The following is a 21,099-nucleotide window of genomic DNA, read 5'->3' as shown; positions in this document are numbered from 1 at the left end:
GGCCACCGAGGACCTGTCGTCCGGCCGCCCGCGTGACCGGCATCGGTCCGCGGCACCGAGGAGTTTTATGCCCATGATCCGGCGCCCGCTCGGGAACGGGCGCCGACAGCCGCCCATCCTCAACCTGCCGCCCACGACCAGGCTCGTGGCGGCCGTGCTCCTCCTGGGCTTCCTCGCGAGCCTGGTACCGGATCTGCGCTTCGTCGCGTTCTACTATCTTGCCTTCGACCCCTTCGCCGGACCGGTGCGCTGGGTCACGGGTGCGGCCACCTACGGTTTGCTCCATGCCGGCTTCATGCATCTTTTAGGCAATCTGCTCGGCATCGTCATCCTGGGGCCGCTCGTGGAGCGCCGTCTCGGCTCGGCCGCCTTGATTCTCGTCCTTCTTCTGGGTGCCTTCGCCGGCGCTCTCGCCCACACGCTGGTGCAGATCGCGACCGGCGGCGATGCCGCGCTCATCGGCGCCTCGGCCTCGGCGGCTGCCCTCATCGGCTGGTCCTTGCGCCAGATCCGCGAGCATCGCGGGTTCGGTCATCTCGACCAGGCGGTGAACCTTTACGGTGCTCTGTTCATCCTCTTCAACCTGGTCGGGATCGTGCTCTTCCACGACAGCCCGATCGCCTACGCTGCCCACGCCGGCGGCTTCCTCGCCGGCTGGCTCTACGGCGGCGGGCGTCGCCGGATTCCGGACCGGGCCGGACGTCGGGGCTGACGCGCGAAGCGCCAAAGCCCTTGCTCCGGGCAGGCCCACGAGCAGGGCGAGCCTCGTCACCCCCCAGCCGGTCCCGCGTTCCGGAACGGCTTCCCTCCCGCCGCGGGAGAAGCTGGCACCCGGCCCGATGCGGCGCACGTCAGCGCATCTGCGCCTGTGCTTGCTCGAAATACTCCTCAACCTCCTCGAGGTTCTCCCTGGCGTCGTGCAGGTGCGGCGCCGCCTGCGGATGCCTTCTCGCCAGGCGCGCGAAGCGCTCCTTCACCTGGTCGAGCTCGGCGTCGGTGAGGTCCTCGAGCGTGAGCAGTCGGTTGCGGGCCTCGCGGTGGACCCGGATCAGCTCGTCGAGCTTGAGCTGAATGGCCTGGGTGTCCCGGTTCTGGGTGTTCTGGATCAGGAACACCATGAGGAACGTGACGATGGTCGTTCCGGTGTTGATGATGAGCTGCCAGGTGTCGGAGAAGCCGAACAAGGGTCCAGTAGCAGCCCAGACCACGACGACCGCGATCGCCAGGATGAAAGTGTAGGAGCGGCCGGCTTGTCGCGAAATCCAGTTGGCGATCCGGGAGAAAAGTTCGTTCGGGGTGCCCACCACCTTCTCCTTCGGCTGCAGGAACGGTCGAGCTTCACTGAAACGAACATGACGAGCCGGGAGTTTCATCGCCGCCGGCTCCGGCCGCAGCACGATGCGGCTCGCTCCGTTCCCTGGCATCATCGGTCCGGGTGCTTCCGTCCGGGCCACCGCGATCCACCTCGTCGTGCCCTCCTCGCCGGCTGCCGGCGAGGAGGGCGCGTCACCTCGAGCGTGGTCGCTCGATGCTGCTGCGGGAACGCGCAAGGCAAACGAATGATCCAGGCGGGCGTGCCTCAATTGCCGCTCTAGTATTTCCGGCGCCTGTAATGCTCGTCCTCGTTGCCTTGGAATGCCTCGTTGGCCCGGTCGCGAGCCATGTGCTCCTGCCACAGCCGATCGGGCAGGTGCGCTGCAGCGTTGCCATGATGATCGAGCCCGACACCACGCCCTGCGCGAGCATCCTGCCGGGCACGCTCGACCATCCGGTCGACGATCCCCTGATTTTCGGCATCCGTCCGACGTTTGGTGTAGACGGGGTCCGCCCATCGCTGCGTGGTGCCCGGTGCGCTCGTCTGCGGCTCGGCGGGCGCTGGCGTGGCCGAGGTGGCCCGGGGCGACGGAAGGACGAAGCTGTCGCTCCACAGCTGCGGGTGCTGGGCATGGACGGAGGAGACGACGAGCAGGACGAACACGCCGGAAAGAATGGCAGAACGCCTGGATGCGCCTCGTTGTGGCGTTCTCGTCATCTCTATCCCACCGAAACTTCCGCGTGCAATGTCCGCTGGTTCGGGCATCGCACGTTCGGGCCAAGGCACGATCGACGGCTGAGGGTTTGCCTTTCCTCTGCCCGAACGCTAGAGAGCCTCCACCTTCTGGTACCCTTCGAGACGACGAGCGCGGAGCAGTCATGGCCCAGGTCGGTCGCATCCTCTTCCTTCCCGGTGACGGCATCGGTGCCGAGGTCATGACCGAGGTCCGGCGCGTGATCGGCTGGCTCGCCCGGCGCGGGATCGAGTTCGCGGTCGAGGAGGATCTGGTCGGCGGGGCGGCCTACGATGTGCACGGCGTGCCGCTGACCGACGCCACCATGGCGAAAGCGAACGAGATCGGCACGGTCATGTTCGGCGCCGTGGGCGGACCCAAGTACGACGACCTGCCGTTCGCGCTGAAGCCCGAGCGCGGCCTCCTGCGTTTGCGCAAGGAGATGGACCTGTTCGCGAACTTGCGGCCTGCCATCGTCTTCCCCGCCCTCGCAGGAGCCTCCTCGCTCAAGCCCGAGCTGGTCGAGGGGCTCGACGTCATGATCCTGCGCGAGCTCACCGGAGGCGTCTATTTCGGCGAGCCGCGCGGCATCACCGAGCTCGCGGACGGGCAGAAGCGGGCAGTCGACACCCAGGTCTACACCACGTCCGAGATCGAGCGCGTGGCACGGGTCGGCTTCGAGCTCGCGCGCAAGCGCCGGAACAAGGTGCATTCGGTCGAGAAGGCCAACGTCATGCATACGGGCGTCCTGTGGCGTCAGACCGTGCAGGCGCTCCGCGACCGCGACTACCCGGACGTCGAGCTCGAGCACATGTACGCCGACAACTGCGCCATGCAGCTCGTCCGGCGCCCCAAGCAGTTCGACGTCATCGTCACCGACAACCTGTTCGGCGATCTCCTCTCCGACTGTGCCGCCATGCTCACGGGCAGCCTCGGCATGCTGCCCTCGGCCTCCCTGGGCGCCGCCGACGCGAATGGCCGCCGCAAGGCCATGTACGAGCCGGTCCACGGCTCGGCACCCGACATCGCGGGCCAGGGCATCGCCAACCCGATCGCGTGCCTGATGAGCTTCGCCATGCTGCTGCGCTACTCCTTCGACCTCGGGGCCGAGGCCGACCGGCTCGAGAAGGCGATCAGCAACGTGCTGGACCAGGGCTACCGCACCGCCGACATCGCGCAGGATGGCTGCACCAGGGTCTCGACGAGCGGCATGGGCGATGCGATCTTGAAGGAGCTGGACCGGCTCGCGGCGTGAGGGACATGGCGGACACGGTCGATAAGCTCTACGAGCGCGACTTCTACGCCTGGGCGCAGGACCAGGCGCAGGCCTTGCGGCGGCTGGCGGCCGAGCGCGGGAACGGTCCGCTCGACCTCGAGCATCTGGCGGAGGCGGTGGAGGGCTTGGCGACCGAGCGCTACGCGTCGGTGGCGAGCCAGATGCAGCGCCTAATCGAGCATCTCCTCAAGCTCGAGCACAGCCCCGCCCCGGCTCCCAGGCGACAATGGCGCGTCTCGGTGCGAAGCGCCCGTGCCGAGATCGGCCGCCGCCGCTCGCGCACCATCGACCGGCTGATCGAGCAGGAGCTGCCCGAGAGCTACGGCGACGCCCTGGAGGCGGCGGCCGCGGCGCTCGCCGACCATGGCGAGATCGAGGCGGCGCGAGGGCTGCCTACGACCTGCCCCTACGACCTCGAGCAGCTCCTGGATCGGTCCTGGCCGCCGGCGAACCGCCACGGCCTCGAGGACGAGCCGCTCTAGCTCCCCCGTGTTGATTTGGACCCTTTGCAGCGCGGCCCGCTTGCCTTAAACGCGGCGGGCTGTTCCGTCGCAACGAGGTCAGGTCGTCATGGGCTACAGGGTCGCGGTCGTCGGTGCCACCGGCAATGTCGGCAACGAGATGCTGCAGATCCTCGCCGAGCGGAAGTTCCCGGTCGACGAGGTGTTCGCACTCGCTTCCGAACGCTCGACCGGCAAACAGGTCTCGTTCGGCGAGGACCACACCCTCAAGGTCCAGGACCTCGCCACCTTCGACTTCCGCGGCGTCGACATCGGCCTGTTCTCGCCGGGTGCGAAGGTCTCGGCGAAGTACGCGCCCAAGGCCGCGGCCGAGGGCTGCATCGTCATCGACAACACCTCGCAGTTCCGCATGGACCCCGACGTGCCGCTCGTGGTGCCGGAGGTCAACCGGGCAGCGCTCGCGGGCTTCGAGCGCAGGAACATCATCGCCAACCCCAACTGCTCGACCATCCAGATGGTCGTGGCCCTGAAGCCGCTCCACGACATCGCCCGGATCAAGCGGGTGGTGGTCGCGACCTACCAGTCGGTCAGCGGTGCCGGCAAGGAGGCGATGGACGAGCTCTTCGACCACACCAAGGCGATCTACATGAACGATCGCAAACAGCCCGAGGTCTTCAAGAAGCCCATCCCGTTCAACGTCATCCCGCAGATCGACGTCTGGATGGAGGACGGCTCGACCAAGGAAGAGTGGAAGATGATGGTCGAGACCAAGAAGATCTTGGACCCGAACATCGCCGTCACCGCGACCTGCGTGCGCGTGCCGGTCTTCGTCGGCCACTCCGAGGCGGTCAACGTCGAGTTCGAGAGCCCCTTGAGCCCCGACGAGGCGCGCGAGGCCCTGCGCGAGGCCGAGGGTGTGGTCGTGGTCGACGATCTCGCCCGCGACGAGTTCGTGACACCGATCGAGTGCGTCGGCGAGTACGGCGTCTACGTCTCGCGCATCCGCAAGGACCCGACCGTGCCTTACGGCCTCAACATGTGGGTGGTCTCGGACAATCTCCGCAAGGGTGCCGCCCTGAACGCCGTCCAGATCGCCGAGGCATTGATCGAGGACGGCCTGATCTGATCGCCGCCCGCGGCGCCGCCTGTCCGGCGGCGCCGCGTCAGGCCGCGGCGGCGAGCCCGGCCCTCAGCAGCGCCCAGGCGCCGAACCCGGCGAGCGCTGCGCCCGAGATCCGGTTGACCCACAGGAACACCGGGCCCTGCAGCTGGCCGCGGAGCCGGCTCACCACGACCGCGAACAGCACCCACCACCCGGCCGAGCCCACGAGGACGCCGAAGATGACGGCTGCCGCCGAAGCCGTTCCGGCCTGCGCCTCGATCAGGCCGAGGCTCGCGAACATGGCGGCGAAGATCATGATCGTCGGCGGATTGGCGAGCGTCAGCAGGAAGGTGGTGACGAAGGTGGCGAGCCCCCGCCGGCGTCCGCCCGTGGCGGCGGCTTCGGTCGGCAGCGGCTGGCGCATCGTGCCGAGCCCGAACCAGAGCAGATAGAGCCCGCCCAGGACACCGAGCCAGAGCGACTGACCGGTGAGGAGCGCGGTCGCCGCCTGCAGGCCGAAGGCCGCGAGCGAGGCGTAGAACACGTCGCCCGCCGCCACGCCGAGCCCGCCCAGAAGCCCCGGTACGAGTCCGTGCGCCAGCGTCGTGCGCAGGCACAAGAGCGCCATCGGCCCGATCGGAGCCGCGATCGAAAGCCCCAGCACGACGCCCTTGCCGAACAGAACCGGCAGAGCGCTCACGGCCGCCTGCTCCCCGGCCGACGAAGGCACGACGCGACGTGGCGGGCACGATCGCAGGGCGGTGCGCGGCGAAGGCGGGATCGGGCGAGCGGTTCCGGCATGAGGCGGCTTCCAGCAGGTGCGGCCGCCCCTCTAGCACGAGCGGCCGCAGGGTGGCAGAGGCCAGCGGCGACAGGGCCGCCCGAGCCCGAAGCATCTAGGTTTCGGTCGTGTCCACCTCTACTATGTACATGGCCCGTGCGCGCTCCCCGGCGGATGGGTCCGCTGGAACGCCTCCACGGAGGAGCGCGCCGGCAGCAACAGCGACGAGGTGGCCTTGAGCGACGCCGCGCGACCCCTCCTGCTCCGGTCGGACCAGCCCGCTCCGGATTTCCTCTCCGGCGGCGGCGAGCTCGGCGCCCTCATCCGCGCGCACGACTGGGCGAACACGTCCCTCGGCCCGCCGGCGCGGTGGCCGCGGAGTCTCAAGACCGCGGTGCGGATCATGCTGACCTCCCGCCAGCCGATCTGGATCGGCTGGGGCGAGAAGCTGCTCTATCTCTACAACGATCCCTACAAGTCGATCATCGGCGGCAAGCATCCATGGGCGCTCGGGCGCCCGACCTCGGAAGTGTGGCAGGAGATCTGGGACGATATCGGCCCGATGCTGGCCACGGCGCTGCGGGGCGACGAAGGCACCTACGTCGAGCAGCAGCTCCTCGTCATGGAGCGCAACGGCTACCCCGAGGAGACCTACTACACCTTCTCCTACAGCCCGATTCCCGACGACGACGGCGGCGTGGGCGGCATCATCTGCGCCAACACCGACGACACCCGGCGCGTGATCGGCGAGCGTCAGCTCCTGCTGCTGCGCGAGCTCGCGGCCGGGACGGCCGATGCCCGCACCTGGCGGGACGCCTGCGCAAGGAGCGCTGCAGCGCTCGCGACCGATCCGCGCGACCTGCCCTTCGCGATGATCTACATGGCCGAGCCGGACGGCGGGAGAGTGTCGCTCGCGGCCGCGTGCGGCATCGAGGCCGGCCATGCCGCGGCGCCGCCAGCCGTGCCGCTGGGTGATTCGTCCGTCTGGCCGTTCGCCGACGTCCTGAACGGCCGCGAAGTACGCCTCGTTCCGGACCTGGCGGCGCGGTTCGGGAGCCGCCTGCCGACGGGTGCCTGGTGCCAGCCTCCGACCCGGGCCGCGGCGCTGCCGATCTTTCCAGCCGGCGAGAAGGGTCGGGCCGGTGTTCTCGTCGTCGGCCTCAATCCGTTCCGCCTGTTCGACGAAGGCTACAGCAGCTTTCTCGGCCTCGTGGCGGGGCAGATCGCGGCGGCGATCGCGAACGCCCAGGCCTACGAGGAGGAGCGCAAGCGCGCCGAGGCCCTGGCCGAGATCGACCGGGCGAAGACCCTGTTCTTCTCGAACGTCAGCCACGAGTTCCGCACCCCGCTCACGCTGATGATGGGACCGATGGAGGAGGTCCTGGCGAAGCCCAAAGATCAGGTCCCGCCGGACGACCGGGCGCTCATCGAGGTGGCGCACCGGAACGGCCTGCGTCTTCTCAAGCTCGTCAACTCGCTGCTCGACTTCTCGCGGATCGAGGCCGGCCGGGTGCAGGCGGCCTACGAGGCCACCGACCTCGCGGCGCTCACGACCGATCTCGCGAGCAACTTCCGCTCGGCCTGCGAGCGCGCCGGCCTCGACCTCGTGGTCGACTGCCCGCCTCTGCCGGAACCGGTCTACGTCGACCGCGAGATGTGGGAGAAGATCGTCCTCAACCTCGTCTCCAACGCGTTCAAGTTCACCTTCGAGGGTGCGATCGCGGTCGAGCTGCGGCCGGGCGACGGTGTCGCCGTGCTCACGGTGCGCGACACCGGCACGGGCATTCCCGCCTCCGAGCTGCCGCGCCTGTTCGAGCGCTTCCATCGGGTCGCAGGTGCCAAGGGCCGCTCCTACGAAGGCAGCGGCATCGGCCTCGCCCTGGTGCAGGAGCTCGTGAAGCTGCACGGCGGCACGATCCAGGTCGAGAGCACGGAAGGGCGCGGCACCGCCTTCACTATCGGCATCCCGTTCGGCACCGGGCACCTGCCGCAAGAGCGCATCCGCAGCGAGCGTGCGCTCGCCTCCACGGCCGTCCGCGCGCACGCCTACGTCGAGGAGGCCCTGCGCTGGCTGCCCGAAGGTGCCGCCATCGAGGAGATGACGGAGAAGAGCTTCGCCGATTCCGCGGCGGACGTACCGGCCGCGAAGGGCGTGGAGCGGGCACGCGTGCTGCTGGCCGACGACAACGCCGACATGCGCGACTATGTCCGCCGGCTCCTGTCGACGCGCTACGAGGTCGTGACCGTTTCCGATGGCCGCGCCGCCCTCGCGGCGGTCCGGACGAGCAGGCCGGATCTCGTCATCACCGACGTCATGATGCCCCATCTCGACGGCTTCGGGGTCGTGAAGGCGCTGCGGGCCGATCCCGAGACCCGGGACCTGCCGGTGATCATGCTGTCCGCGCGCGCCGGCGAGGAGGCGAGCATCGAAGGCCTCGAGGCCGGTGCCGACGATTACCTCGTCAAGCCTTTCAGCGCCCGCGAGCTCTTGGCCCGTATCGCGGCGAACCTCGCCCTCAGCCGGCTCCGCCAGGAGGCGACGGCGGCGATCCGGCGGAGCGAGGAACGGCTGCGGGCGGCCCTGGAAGCGAGCGGCACGGGCACGTTCCGCTGGGACATCCGCTCGAACGCCCTCGAATGGGACGAAGCGCTGGACCGTCTGTTCGGGCTGCCGCCGGGCAGGACGGCGCCGAGCCTGGACCAGTTCCTCGCGCTCGTGCACCCCGACGACCGCAGCGGCGTCGCCGAGCGTTGCCGGCAGTGCGCCAGCGAGGGCACCGACTTCGAGATGGAGTTCAGGGTCGTCTGGCCGGACGGCAGCGTGCGGTGGCTCTACGACCGGGGCAAGACGTTCCGCGACGCGCAGGGACGCCCCGCCTACATGACGGGTGCCTGCGTCGACGTCACCCTGCGCAAGCGCGCCGAGGCCCTGCAGGCGGCGCAGAAGCGCGCGCTGGAGCTGGCCATCGAAGATGCGCCGCTGGCCCAGGTGCTGGACATGCTGGTGCGAACCGTCGAGGCGCAATCCGATCCGGGCATTGTCAGCTCCATCCTGCTGGTCGACTCCGACGGCCGGCACTTGCGCCACGGTGCGGCGCCGAGCCTGCCCGAGGCGTACACGAAGGCCATCGACGGGCTGCCCATCGGGCCGGACGTGGGTTCGTGCAGCACCGCGGCCTACACGAAGAAGCCGGTCCATATCGCCGACATCGCCACGGACCCGCTCTGGATCGGGTACCAGGATCTGGCGCTGTCGCACGGCCTGCGCGCCTGCTGGTGCACCCCCATCCTGTCGAGCAGCGGCGAGGTGCTGGGTACCTTCGCCACGTACTGTCGCGAGACGCGCCAGCCCACTGGATCGGATTTGGAGCTGCAGGAGGTCGCCGCGCGAACGGCCGCGCTCGTCATCGAGCGCAGGCGGGCGAGCGCGGCCTTGAGCCGGCGCACGGCCCAGTTCGAGACTCTGCTCAACGAAGCACCCGTCGGCGTCTATCTGGTCGGTGCCGATTTCCGCATCCGGCAGGTGAACCCGACCGCACGGCCGATCTTCGGCGACATTCCCGACCCGATCGGCCGGGACTTCGACGAGGTGATCCACATCCTGTGGCCGAAAGCCTGCGCCGACGAGGTCGTCGAACGCTTCCGCCACACGCTCGAGACGGGCGAGCCCTACTTCGTCCCCGAGCTGGTCGAGGAGCGGCGCGACCGCGGCGTGACCGAGTATTACGAGTGGCAGATCAACCGCATCCCGCTCCCGGAGGGCGGCTACGGCGTGGTCTGCTATTTCCGGGACATCTCCGCCCAGGTGCAAGCCCGTCGCGCCATCGCGGAGTCCGAGCAGCGCTTCCGGTTCATGGCCGAAGCCATGCCCCAGAAGATCTTCACGGCCGATGCGAAGGGCAACATCACCTACTTTAATCGACAATGGATGGAGTTCACGGGTCTTTCCTTCGAGGAGATCGAAGGCTGGGGTTGGACGCGGTTCATCCATCCGGATGACGTGGAAGAAAACATTCGAGTCTGGCGGCATTCCATCGACACCGGCGAGCCCTTCGAGCTCGTCCACCGTTTCCGGCGTTTCGACGGCGCGCACCGATGGCATCTCAGCCGCGCGCATGCGATGCGGGATGCGGCCGGGAACATCTCCATGTGGATCGGCTCGAACACCGAGATCCACGAGCAGAAGGAGCTCGCGGAGACGCTCCAGCAGAAGGAGCAGGCTCTGCGCGAGAGCGAGGCCTATCTCCGCCTGATGCTCGACGCGGCCGCGGATGGCTTCTACTGTGTCGACCGCGAGGGCAGGACCACGCTCTGCAACGCCGCCTTCCTCCGCATGCTCGGCTTCGAGCGGGCCGAGGACGTCATCGGCCGGCAGCTCCATGCGGTGATCCATCACGCGCATCCGGACGGCTCGCCCTACCCGAGCTCGGAATGCCCGATCTATCGGACGGCGCAGACCGGCCGCCCGGCTCATGTCGGAAGCGAGATCTTCTTCCGCACCGATGGGACCAGCCTTCCGGTCGAGTACTGGGTTCACCCGATCTTCCGCAACGGCGAGCTCGAGGGTGCGGTCTGCACCTTCATCGACATCACGGAGCGCCAGCGTGCGCAAGAGCAGCAGGCCCTGCTGCTCAGGGAGCTGAACCACCGGGTGAAGAACCTGTTCGCCGTCCTGGGCAGCATGGTGACGTTGAGCGCCCGGTCGGCCTCGACGGCCGAGGAACTGGCCAAGACGCTGAGGGGCAGGCTGGATGCGCTCGCCCGTGCCCACGAGCTCATCCGGCCCGGCCTGACGGGGATGGAGGCCCCGGCCGATCGGAGCGTCACTCTGGAGAAGGTCGTGCGCGAGGTTCTGTCGCCTTATGCCGATCCGCGGGCCGATGCGGGCCGCGGGCGGTTCGTCATCGAGGGGCCTGTGGTCGGCATCGGCAGCAGCGCTGTCACGAGCCTCGCCCTCGCCTTGCACGAGCTCACGACGAACGCCGCCAAGTACGGTGCCCTGTCGGAACCGGATGGCCGTGTCTTGGTCGGCTGGTCACTGGAAGACGGCGAGCTTCTGCTGGAATGGCACGAGAAAGGCGGGCCGGCCCTCGCCGGTCCGCCGGCGGGCCGGGGCTTCGGCAGCCTCCTCGCGGAAGGAAGCGTCACGGGTCAGCTCGGCGGACGGATCGCCTACGATTGGCGACCGGAGGGGCTAGCCGTCCAGATCAGGGTGCCTGCGGAGAATCTCGGCAGGTGAGACGTCGCACGCCGGCCCGTCGCCCGAACTCGTGAGCCGCTCGCTTTCGAGCGCCCACAGATCATACTGCGGTAAGACTTAGCGTACTGCAATATTGTCTTTGCCGAGAAGCCGCCGGCACATGGAATAATGTCGCCGGGTCCTGCCGTCATCTTCCCTGTCACAGGGAGGAACGAGCATGCAGCATCCGGCAACGGTGACGCGCGCCGGCGGCAGGACGGGATGCCGGTGGACGGCGGTGGTGGTCGGGACGGTGCTGACCCTCGCCGGCAAGCCCGCCACGGCGCAGCAGATGCCGCTCCTGGGCGTGCGGCCCTTCAACGGCCAGGCCACGGCGTTGGGCAAGCCGAACCACGTGTTCCACTACTATGTCGAGGCGGATCGCGGCTGGGGCGGGTTCGACGGGAGCGATCGGGAGGCCGCCAGGATCGGCGAGGCTCGGGCAGCGCAGGACCGCTTCCCGGATCGGCTGATCCTCGTCTCCTATGCCGGCATGCCGCAGAGCGGGGCCACGCTGGAGGACTGCGCCGAGGGCGCCTACGACGCCCGCTACCGGCGCTATGGCCGGGCCATGCAGGCGGCGGGCCTGGGGAGGATCGTGCTGCGCGTCGGCTGGGAGTGGGACGGCAGCGCCAATCCCATGGGCATCGAGGGCGACAGCGGCAGGGCCGCCCTTTACCGCCGCTGCTTTCGGAACATTGCACGCAACATTCGGGCCGGCTACGGCGGCTCGGCCAGGAACCTCCTGTTCGACTTCAACAGCACCACGGGCATCGCGCACCGGGGCGGGCTGCCGCTCCTGAGCAGCGGCTATCCCGGCGACGACGTGGTCGACATCGTCAGCGTCGAGGGCTTCGACAACCGCCCTTGTGCGCCGGCGACCGATGCGGCCTGCCGCTGGGGCAGGGTGCTGCGATCCTTGACGATGGTGCGCGACTTCGCGCGGGCGCGGGGCAAGCGGATGGCGATCCCGGAATGGGCGATCTGGAACACGACCGGCTCAGCCGATCCGTACCATATCCAGGGGTTCGATAATCCGATGCACGTGCGCAACCTGTGTGCGTTCGCGCGCGATCCGGCCAACAACGTCCTCTACTATGTCTATTTCAACGGCAGCCGCCACTCGCCCTGGTACGACCTCACCGAGCCCAGGAACCGCAGGGCGGCGGAGGCATTCGCGACCTACTGCGGCAGCGGTCCGGACTGAGCCGCTGCCGCCGGTGGGCACGGGTTCTGCACCCTCGTGGTTCGGGTCGACGCTCCCCGACCACTCTGCTACATCCGGCCCATGCTCGCCACCGTCACCAACATCGCCGAATACACCGTCACCGAGCTCGCTTTCGCGCTCAAGCGCACGGTCGAGGATGCGTTCGGGCTCGTGCGCGTGCGCGGCGAGCTGTCCGGATTCAAGAAGGCGGCCTCGGGCCACCTCTATTTCGCGCTGAAGGACGACAAGTCGGTCCTGGACGCCGTAGCCTGGCGCACGCTGGCGCCCAAGCTCACCTTCGAGCCCGCGGACGGGCTCGAGGTGATCTGCACCGGCAAGCTCACCACCTATCCCGGCCGCTCCAAGTACCAGCTCGTGGTCGAGCGGATCGAGCCGGCGGGACTCGGCGCCCTGATGGCGCTGCTCGAGCAGCGCAAGCGGATGCTCGCAGCCGAGGGCCTGTTCGCGCCCGAGCGCAAGCGGCCCCTGCCCTTCCTGCCCGAGGTCGTGGGTGTGATCACCTCGCCGACCGGGGCCGTGATCCGGGACATCCTGCACCGCCTCGCCGACCGGTTTCCGCGCCGTGTGGTCGTCTGGCCGGTGCTGGTGCAGGGCGAAGGGGCGGCCGAGCAGGTGGCGGCGGCCATCGAGGGCTTCTCGGCCCTGCCGCCGGGCGGGCCCGTCCCGCGCCCGGACGTGCTGATCGTGGCGCGCGGCGGCGGCTCGATCGAGGACTTGTGGGCGTTCAACGAGGAGCGGGTGGCGCGCGCGGCGGCGGCCTGCACCATTCCCCTGATCTCGGCCGTCGGCCACGAGACCGACACGACGCTGATCGACTTCGTCGCCGACCGCCGGGCACCCACGCCGACCGCGGCCGCGGAGATGGCGGTCCCGGTGCGGCGCGATCTCGTCCTGCAGGTCGAAGCGCTGCAGGCACGGCTCGAGCATGCGATGGACCGGCGGCTCGACGTGCTGGGGCAGCAGCTCGACGGGCTGGCACGGGGACTGCCGCGGCCGGAAATGGTGCTCGGCATGGCAGCCCAGCGGCTGGACGATCTCGGCGAGCGGCTGAAGCTGCGCAGCCCCACGGAGCTCGTGCGGCTGCAGGGCGAGCGGCTCGAGGCCAGGGCCGCCCGGCTCGAGGAGCTCGTGCGCGACCGGATCCGGCACGCCGAGAGCGGGCTCGAATGCCAGACGGACCGGCTGGCGCCGGCGCTGATCACGAGCCGGGTCGAGCTGCTGCGGCCGCGTCTCGCGCGCGAGGCACAAGCACTCGGTACCGCCATCACCACCGTGTTGCGGCGGAAAAGCGAGCGGCTCGAGGCGAGCGTCCGGCAGCTCGAGGCCTTGAGCCACACGCGGGTGCTCGAGCGCGGCTACGCCATCATCAAGGGTCGGACGGACGGCCACGTGCTGCCGCGTCTCGCCGCGGTCGGTGTCGAGAGCGAGCTCACGGTGGTGTTCGCGGACGGCGAGCTCGCGGTGCGGCGGGCGGACCAGCCGACGAGGACGAAGCCGAAGCCGCGGCATGCGGACGCGAAGGACGAGGTCGGGCCGCAGGGCCGCCTGTTGTGACGAGGAGCAAGGACGAACCGATGGCAGATGGCGACGGGCGCGGGATCGATCGGCTCCTTTCGGTGATGCGGCGCCTGCGCGACCCGAGGACGGGCTGTCCTTGGGACATCGAGCAGAGCTTCGCCACCATCGCCCCCTACACGATCGAGGAGGCCTACGAGGTCGCGGATGCGATCGAGCGCGCGGACTGGGCCGATCTCGAGGGCGAGCTGGGCGATCTCCTGCTGCAGGTGGTCTACCATGCGCAGATGGCGGACGAGCGCGGCTGGTTCGACTTCGATGCCGTGGCACGCGCCATCGCCGACAAGATGATCGCGCGGCATCCGCACGTGTTCGGGAGCGACGAGGTCGCGGACAGTGCGGCGCTCATGGGGATCTGGGAGGAACGGAAGGCGCGGGAGCGGGCGGCGAAGGCGCAAGCGCGCGGCGCGGACGCGAGCGTGCTCGCCGACGTACCGGTGGCGCTGCCGGCCCTCACCCGCGCCTTGAAGCTGCAGAAGCGGGCGGCCCGTGTCGGCTTCGACTGGGGCGAGGCGGCGCCGGTGCTCTCGAAGCTCCGCGAGGAGCTGGACGAGCTCGAGACGGCGCTCGCCGAGGCGGTGTCCAAGGACGAGCTCGCGCTCGAGCTGGGCGACCTCCTCTTCAGCGTCGTCAACCTCGCCCGGCATCTGCAGCTCGACCCGGAGGCGGCGCTGCGCGCCACCAACGCCAAGTTCGAGCGGCGCTTCCGGCGGATCGAGGCGGCGGCGGCCCGGCAGGGTCGGCCGGTCGGCTCCTTGACGCTGGACGAGCTCGAGGCGCTGTGGCAGCAGGCGAAGGCCGAGGAACGCCGGGCGGCGCCTGCGGACGACAGGTGAGACGCCGGATGCACCCGGCGTCTCGGACCGAGAACGGCGCCGACCGTCGTCGCGGGTGGGATCGGGGACGGCCCGCTCCGATCTCGAGCGCCGCTCTCGCTTCAGTTGCGCCTATCGGGCGAAAAGGACCGATCGGCCTCGGAAGAGGCGAGGGGCTCGATTTGCGACATCAATCAATAGTGGATAAAGATCAATAAGGTCGCAGCTTCGAGCTTTCCAATGGCTTGCCGCACGGCAGGTCTGATAACCGGCTACCCGAAGCTGAACACTTGCACGGGCACGCCGACCACGGTGCATCGGAAACCGCACGGATGTGATCATCCGCACTGCTGCGCCGTCGGCCGTTAATACAACATTCATGATGATGGCCGAGAATGGCATCGGACGAGCCTGGGGCAGGTGTGGTGATAGCTGCCGGAGCTCCGGCCATCGAGAAAGGGCGTAGCGCGTGAGCATGCCGATCCTGCCGTTCACGGCCGCGCGGGCCTCGCAGGTGGATTGGACCCGTGCGATCCGCGCCGTCGCCGGGGGAAGCCTCCTCGTCGGCGCGATCCTGCTCGGGGCCCGGGGCGGGCCGCCGTGGCACGCCGTGCTTGCCGCTGCCATGGTGACCCTCGGTCTCGGGCTCGGGACGAAGGACCGGCTCGGCTGGGCCGCAGCCGGACGGACTGCCCTGGGTCCGGCGCTGGCGGTGGGCCTCCTGGCGCTCTCGGCCGATGCGGGCGTCAAGGTCTGGCAGGCTCCGGCACGCTGGGCCGACGTGCTCGCTCTCTCGCCGGTCGGAGCCGGGCTGGCCATGGCGATGGTTCTCGGAGCATCGCTCTGGCATTCCGGGCGGCACGATCGTCCCGGCCCGGCGCAGACCCTCACCCTGCTGGCCCTTCCCTATCTGTTCGCCGCCCTGTTCCTCCTGGGCTCGCCGCACCTCCTGGCCGAGCCGGGCTCCTTCCTCGCAGCGGGCGCCGGCCCCACGGCGGCGCTCGTCCTCGGCCGCACGATCCTGCTGCTCACGCTGAGCGAGATCATGGTCGTGGGCATCGGCTGGCTCATGGATCGTCGCTGGACGCGCGATCTCAGGGTGCACGGCCTCCTCGTCGCGAGCGCCCTGTTCGCGGCCCTCACGCCGCAGCTCGCGAGCCTCGGCGCGAGCGCGCCGCTGGCGGCGCTGCCCCGGCTGCTCCAGATCGGCCTCGTTCCCGCGACGGCCGCGATCGCCTTGGCCGGCCTCTGGGCCCAGACCTTCCTGAGCACGGGCATCGTGCTCGACGCCCTGCGCGGCCGGCGTCCGACCTTCGTGGCGGCGCTGGACCACTGGCGCGGTGGAGCGGCCAAGGGCGCCGTCTACAGCGGCGTCTTCATGCTGATCGTGCAGGTGCTGGCCCTGGTCGCGGGCAGCCCGACGGCGCGCGCGCTCTTCGCCTCGGCCCCGGCGCTCGGCGGCGCGCTTGCGGGCGCAGCGCTCTTTCCCCTCGCGCGCACGATCATCGAGAGCTTCGACGGCAGCGCTCCTTTCTTCGCCCGGCTGGCCCGCAACGCCACGGCATGGACCGGCTACGCACGCGGTACCGTGATCGGCGCCGGGATCGGGCTGCTGCTCGCGGCCGGCCTGCCGCTCGCGGGAAGCTACACCCGGTTCGCATGCGGCTTCGCGATCGGGGCCGCCGCTTATGGCGGCATCGATCTCCTGGTGGATGGCGCGAGCATCGTGCGCGGCCGTCGGCTGCGCTTTCAGACCTGGCGCCTCTACGCCCTGGGCCTGAGCCTCGGCGGCGTGGTCGGCGGGGCCGTTGCCTGGTACGCCGATGCCGCGCAGATCGCCGCGGTCACGACCAAATTCTGGAGCTATGCCGGCATCTACTATCCGGCGAACGGACGTCCGGTCGAGAACTACGTCATCTACCCCCTGTTCAGCAAATGGGGAGCGACCAACCTCGGCCCGGTCGCGGGCGGGGTCAGGCTCCTCTACGACGAGTCGCTCTCGGGCATCATCAACTGGTCGCTGGCGGCTCCGCTCTTCAGCATCAACCTCGTGCTGCTGACGGCGCTCGTCGAGCGGAGCCTGCAGCCGCTCCGCGGGCTGCTCAGCGCTCGCGGGCTGGTGGGCATGGTCGAGCAGGCGATCCGGGTGCTCCGCTGGGGCTTGTGGATGGCGCCGGTGATCTACTCCTTCCTCCGTATGGCACCCGATCCGACCTGGTACAACCAGGACGGCGCCGTGCGGACCGTCGTCGCCACGATCCAGTCCTGGCATCTCTCTCCCGACGCGTTCCGCGCCTGGAGCCTCCAGGTGTTCCTGGGCCTTCTCGCCTACGACTGGTTCCGGGTGCTGATCTGGTTCGACCATATGGGGCTCAGGGTCGCCACGCTCGTAAACCTGTCGTTCATCGGCGGCGACATCGTCGACGAGCGTGCGGCGCGAGCGCTCGGCCATTCCGGGCGCACCCACGTCATCCCGGAGGCCATCCGCCGCTTCGCCACCTGGGCGCCGCTCCTGATCCCGTTCTACATTCCTCGCGGCAGCGAGTGGGACTATGTCTGGAGCGAGGCCGAGCGCATGCAGGCTGCGGCACCGGGCCTGCTGCCGCCGGTCGGGACCGTTCTCGTCGGCTACGGGCTCTTCGCCCTCGTGGCACTCGGTTTGGCGCTCGGTCTTCGCCGGCGCAGCCGGGCGGCCGCGGTCGGAGTGCTGCCGGCGCAGGCGCCGGCAGTGGCCCCTCCCTTCGATCCCGATCGCTGGTTCCGGTTGAGCAACGGGCTCTACACCTTCACGGCTTCGGCCGACGGTCGCACCAACAGCCATGCGCTCCGGGGCGGCCGTGGGCCGGAGATCGATCTGAACCGGCGCTCCGACGACCCTCTGCTGCTGACCGGGAAGTTCTTCTATCTCCGCGCGCAGGAGGCGGAGGGGCGGCTCTGGTCGGTGGGCTGGCAGCCCGTCCGCCATGCCGGACCGGATTACGAGGTGACTCAGCCGAGCCCGACCAGCCTCCGCTTCGTCAACAGCTGCGACGGCGTACGGGTCGAGGCGACGGTCACCGTGGCCGAGCGGGAAGCACTCGAGCTGTGGCGGCTGCGGCTCGTCAACCTGACCGACCGGCCGAGGACGATCGAGCTCACGAGTTACCAGGAGCTGGCGATCAACGGTTGGGACGGCTACCGGCGCACACCCTCCTACAACAACCTGCATGTCGCCACCTGCTTCGTCCGTGCGCTCGGCGCCATCATCGCCCGCAACCGGCTGCTGAAGCCGTCCCGTCCCGCCCCCGGCGCATCCTACCCGTTCGCACGCGAGGTCGCCTTCCATGCCGTCGGCGCCGTCGGCGCGGCCAAGGTCGATCTGATCGGCTACCAGGACGCGCGCCCCTGCTTCATCGGCTCCGGCACGCTCGCCGACCCGGAGGCCCTCACCCGCGGCAGGATGCGAAGCGTCGAGGACGAGGGTCAGCTCTACGGCTTCGACCCGATCGCGAGCCTGCAGCTCCTGATCGAGCTCCCGCCCGACGGTTCGGCCGAGCTGCTGTTCGTCGACGGCTATGCCGCGGACGAGACGGCAGCCGCCCGTACGATCGCGCATCGTCTCGGCCGGCCGATGCCGGATCGTGCCCATCTCGCGGCGCGCTTCACCCGGCCGCGCATCCTGGACAGCACCTTGCGGCCGCCGTTCGCGACCGAGCTTCCCTACCGCTTCTCGCCCGATGGCACCGAGCTGCATCTGAGCGGCCCGACGCCGCGGCCCTGGACGCACGTCCTCGCCAATCCACTCGGTCACGGTGCGGTGGTGAGCAACGACGGCGAGATCTTCTCCTTCGCCGCGAACGCTCAGCAGAACGGGCTCACTCCCTGCAATCTCGACAGCGTCCCCTGCCAGCTTCCCGGCCAGGCGATCTACGTGGTCGATGTCGCCACGGGCGAGGTCGACACGCCCTGCTTCGTGCCGCACCGCCGAAGCGATGCGCGGCACGAGGTCACGTTCGGCCGCGGCTACGCCGTGTTTCGCAAACGCCGCGACGATCTCGAGCTCGAGCTCACCGTGTTCGTGTCGCCGGATCAGCCGGTCGAGTTGCGGCTGCTGACGATCCGCAATCACGGCGTGTCCGCCGCCCGCTACCGCGTGGTGCCCTATCTCGAGATGATGCTGGCCGAGCTGCCGAGCGACAGCCGGGGCGGCCTCGAGGTTCGCGCCGATGCGGCTCCGGGCGCGCTCTTCTTCCGCAACCCGCGCAACGCGTTCCATCGCGGCTGGGCGTTCGTGGCGACGAGTCTCGCCTGCGAGCATCGGGAAACCGTACGGCGACGTTTCCTGGGCGGACCCGAGCACGATCTCGAGTGCCCCTATCTCGTCGCGACCGGGCAGAGCGACACGTCGCAGCCCGACGACGGCAGGCGGGTCGCGAGCTTCGTCGGGCATGTCGACGTGCCGGCCGGCGGGCAGGCGACGATCAGCCTGGCGCTGGGGCAGGTGGCAGGCTTCGAGGAGGCGGACCGCCTCGCCCGAGCCTATGCCGATGTCGCGACGGTCGAGCGCGCCTTCGATCGCACCAGGCAGTTCTGGACTTCGATCCTCGGCACGCTCAGGATCGAGACCAACCAGCCCGCCTTCGATCGGCTCGTCAACGACTGGCTGCCTTATCAGGTGCTGAGTGCCCGCCTGTGGGGCCGTACCGGCCCCAATCAGCGTGGCGGTGCCTTCGGCTTCCGCGATCAACTGCAGGACGTCCTGTCGTTGCTGCTCCTGCAGCCGGAACTCGCACGACGTCAGATCCTGCTCCATGCCGCGCAGCAGTTCGTCGAGGGCGACGTCCTGCAATGGTGGCACCGGTCCTGGGAGGGCAAGACCGGGCTGGGTGCCCGCAACCGGGCCTCCGACCCGCATCTCTGGCTGCCTTATGTCGTGACCCGCTACGTGCGGGCGACCGGCGACCATGCCATCCTCGACGAGCCGGTCCCGTTCCTCGAGGGCCGTGCCGTGCCGCGCGGCAGCGAGGGCATCGTCATCGTCCCGCGCCCCTCGCGCGACGTGGTCACGCTCTACGAGCATTGCCGGCGGGCGATCGGGTTCACGCTGAGCCGCATGGGAACGAACGGCCTGCCGCTGATCGGCACGCACGACTGGAACGACGGATTGAGCGACATCGGTCATAAGGGTCGAGGCGAGAGCGGCTGGCTCGGTTTCTTCCTTCACGACGTGCTCACCGGGTTCTCGGGGCTCGCGGCCCGGCGCGGCGAGACGGCCGAAGCGGCCCGCTGCATGGCCGAGGCGAAACGGCTGCAGGCGAGCCTGGAGCGGATGTGGCGCGGCGATCGCTACGTCCGGGCCATCACCGACGACGGCGAGGAGCTGCAGTGGCTCGATGCTCTCATGGGCTCGTGGCCGATTCTCTCCGGGGCGGTCGCGCCGGCACGCGGGCGCGAGGCGCTCGAAGGTGCCTTGGCCGGCCTCGAGCAGGAGAACGTGATCCTCCTGCTCACGCCACCCTTCACCGAGCAGTCCCCGATCGTGCCCGGCAAGATCGCCGACTATCCGCCGGGGGTGCGCGAGAACGGCGGCCAGTACTCGCACGGCTCCTCCTGGCTGGTCGATGCCGCCGTGCTGCTGGCCGAGCAGGCGCACGCCGCGGGCGAGGAGAGTCTGGCTGCGCACCTGCGGGAACGCGCCTTCGCGCTCTGGCGCAAGATCTCGCCCTTGGGCAAGACGGACGCGGAGCTTCTCGATGTCTATGGTCTGCCACCGCACCAGCAGCCGGCCGACATCTACTTCGGCCCCGGCTACGAAGGCCATGGCGGCTGGAGCTGGTACACCGGCGCGGCCGGCCGGATGCTGAGCGCAGCCTACGCGTTGCTGGGCCTGCGGCTCTCGGATGGCGAACTGCGCATCGCGGAGAACGGCCCGGGTCCGCACGATGCGCTTCGGCTCCATCGGGTCATCCATCGCGGTCGGGTACTGGCCGCACCGAGCCAGCCCGCCACGCAGATCCACCGCTACCCTGCCTCGTGCGGAGCCGGGGGCGGTGAGCGAAGCGTCGCCGACAGCAAGAGCAGCATGGAATGATGCCGATGAGGACAGGCGCCATCGGGTATGGGCTATGCGCAAGTTTGGTGTACGGGTTCAGGCAGCGGCGTGTTCCTCGGCAGCTTGCCCGGGCTCACCATCGCGGAAGCGGATGCCCCGGATCACTTGGGCGAGTCGCTCGGGGCCGTCCAGCCGACGCCAGCTGCGCTCGGCCGACTTGACCAGCTTGTAGACCGTATCCGTCCGGCGTGGGCTGCCTTGCGAGGAACCACCTGCTGAGGCTGATGCTGGGCCGGCTGCGGGCTCGGCCGCGGCAAGCAGGCTGGCAAGCGTGTGGCAAGCGACATGGCACGACGGCGGATCGAGCTGATCACCGGCAGCGAGCGGCGCCGGCGCTTCGAACCGCGCCAGGCTTCCCGAAGGCTCCGCTTTGGGACGGATACAGCCATGGGAACGACGGAGCCGGAGCCGTACCCGGCGGAGCCGCGCGCGCCGTCCGCCTCGGACGCGAGCAGGAAGGGGAGCACGCCGCGCAGGCGGCGG

At 69.6% G+C, this 21,099-nt stretch carries 12 protein-coding genes; 9 read left to right on the top strand and 3 right to left on the bottom strand.

The window, feature by feature from the left end; genetic code table 11:
- Window positions 1-73 precede the first annotated feature (73 nt).
- Window positions 74-712 carry a rhomboid family intramembrane serine protease gene (locus U1T56_RS16635; protein WP_418160612.1) on the top strand — a complete coding sequence of 213 codons (639 nt, stop codon included), beginning with the start codon at window positions 74-76 and terminating at the stop codon, window positions 710-712.
- 139 nt (window positions 713-851) lie between these two features.
- Here the strand turns inward: U1T56_RS16635 and U1T56_RS16630 are convergent, their stop codons facing one another.
- Complete coding sequence (locus U1T56_RS16630) at window positions 852-1,397, bottom strand: low affinity iron permease family protein (protein ID WP_418160611.1); 546 nt, start codon at window positions 1,395-1,397, stop codon at window positions 852-854.
- A gap of 194 nt (window positions 1,398-1,591) precedes the next feature.
- The gene (locus U1T56_RS16625) at window positions 1,592-2,032 is read right to left on the bottom strand and encodes a hypothetical protein (protein ID WP_418160610.1); all 441 of its coding nucleotides are present in this window, start codon (window positions 2,030-2,032) and stop codon (window positions 1,592-1,594) included.
- A gap of 161 nt (window positions 2,033-2,193) precedes the next feature.
- Between U1T56_RS16625 and leuB the strand changes: the two genes are divergently transcribed.
- The 3 genes from leuB to U1T56_RS16610 all read left to right on the top strand — a co-directional run bounded on the left by leuB (window position 2,194) and on the right by U1T56_RS16610 (window position 4,911).
- Complete coding sequence (gene leuB / locus U1T56_RS16620; RefSeq protein WP_418160609.1) at window positions 2,194-3,303, top strand: 3-isopropylmalate dehydrogenase; 1,110 nt, start codon at window positions 2,194-2,196, stop codon at window positions 3,301-3,303.
- A gap of 5 nt (window positions 3,304-3,308) precedes the next feature.
- The gene (locus U1T56_RS16615) at window positions 3,309-3,806 is read left to right on the top strand and encodes a DUF29 domain-containing protein (protein ID WP_418160608.1); all 498 of its coding nucleotides are present in this window, start codon (window positions 3,309-3,311) and stop codon (window positions 3,804-3,806) included.
- An 88-nt stretch (window positions 3,807-3,894) separates the two neighbouring features.
- Window positions 3,895-4,911, top strand: a complete 1,017-nt coding sequence (locus U1T56_RS16610) for an aspartate-semialdehyde dehydrogenase (protein ID WP_418160607.1) — start codon at window positions 3,895-3,897, stop codon at window positions 4,909-4,911.
- Between the two features lie 37 nt (window positions 4,912-4,948).
- Here U1T56_RS16610 and U1T56_RS16605 read toward each other — a convergent pair whose 3' ends face one another.
- Window positions 4,949-5,587 carry a LysE family translocator gene (locus U1T56_RS16605; protein ID WP_418160606.1) on the bottom strand — a complete coding sequence of 213 codons (639 nt, stop codon included), beginning with the start codon at window positions 5,585-5,587 and terminating at the stop codon, window positions 4,949-4,951.
- A gap of 316 nt (window positions 5,588-5,903) precedes the next feature.
- Here U1T56_RS16605 and U1T56_RS16600 point away from each other — a divergent pair, with 316 nt between their 5' ends.
- The 5 genes from U1T56_RS16600 (at window position 5,904) to U1T56_RS16580 (ending at window position 20,595) form a co-directional block, all read left to right on the top strand.
- Complete coding sequence (locus U1T56_RS16600; RefSeq protein WP_418160605.1) at window positions 5,904-10,907, top strand: PAS domain S-box protein; 5,004 nt, start codon at window positions 5,904-5,906, stop codon at window positions 10,905-10,907.
- Between the two features lie 178 nt (window positions 10,908-11,085).
- Complete coding sequence (locus tag U1T56_RS16595; protein WP_418160604.1) at window positions 11,086-12,114, top strand: glycoside hydrolase family 26 protein; 1,029 nt, start codon at window positions 11,086-11,088, stop codon at window positions 12,112-12,114.
- An 81-nt stretch (window positions 12,115-12,195) separates the two neighbouring features.
- Window positions 12,196-13,689 carry an exodeoxyribonuclease VII large subunit gene (xseA, locus tag U1T56_RS16590; RefSeq protein WP_418160603.1) on the top strand — a complete coding sequence of 498 codons (1,494 nt, stop codon included), beginning with the start codon at window positions 12,196-12,198 and terminating at the stop codon, window positions 13,687-13,689.
- Window positions 13,690-13,709: 20 nt separating this feature from the next.
- Complete coding sequence (gene mazG, locus U1T56_RS16585; protein WP_418160602.1) at window positions 13,710-14,546, top strand: nucleoside triphosphate pyrophosphohydrolase; 837 nt, start codon at window positions 13,710-13,712, stop codon at window positions 14,544-14,546.
- A gap of 454 nt (window positions 14,547-15,000) precedes the next feature.
- A complete protein-coding gene (locus U1T56_RS16580) occupies window positions 15,001-20,595 on the top strand; it encodes a GH36-type glycosyl hydrolase domain-containing protein (protein WP_418160686.1) in 5,595 nt (1,864 codons plus the stop codon).
- Window positions 20,596-21,099 lie beyond the last annotated feature (504 nt).

It is taken from the genome of Benzoatithermus flavus (assembly GCF_037908215.1).
Classification (GTDB): Bacteria; Pseudomonadota; Alphaproteobacteria; order Geminicoccales; family Geminicoccaceae; genus Benzoatithermus; species Benzoatithermus flavus.
This window is presented reverse-complemented; position numbering and strand designations above follow the sequence as displayed.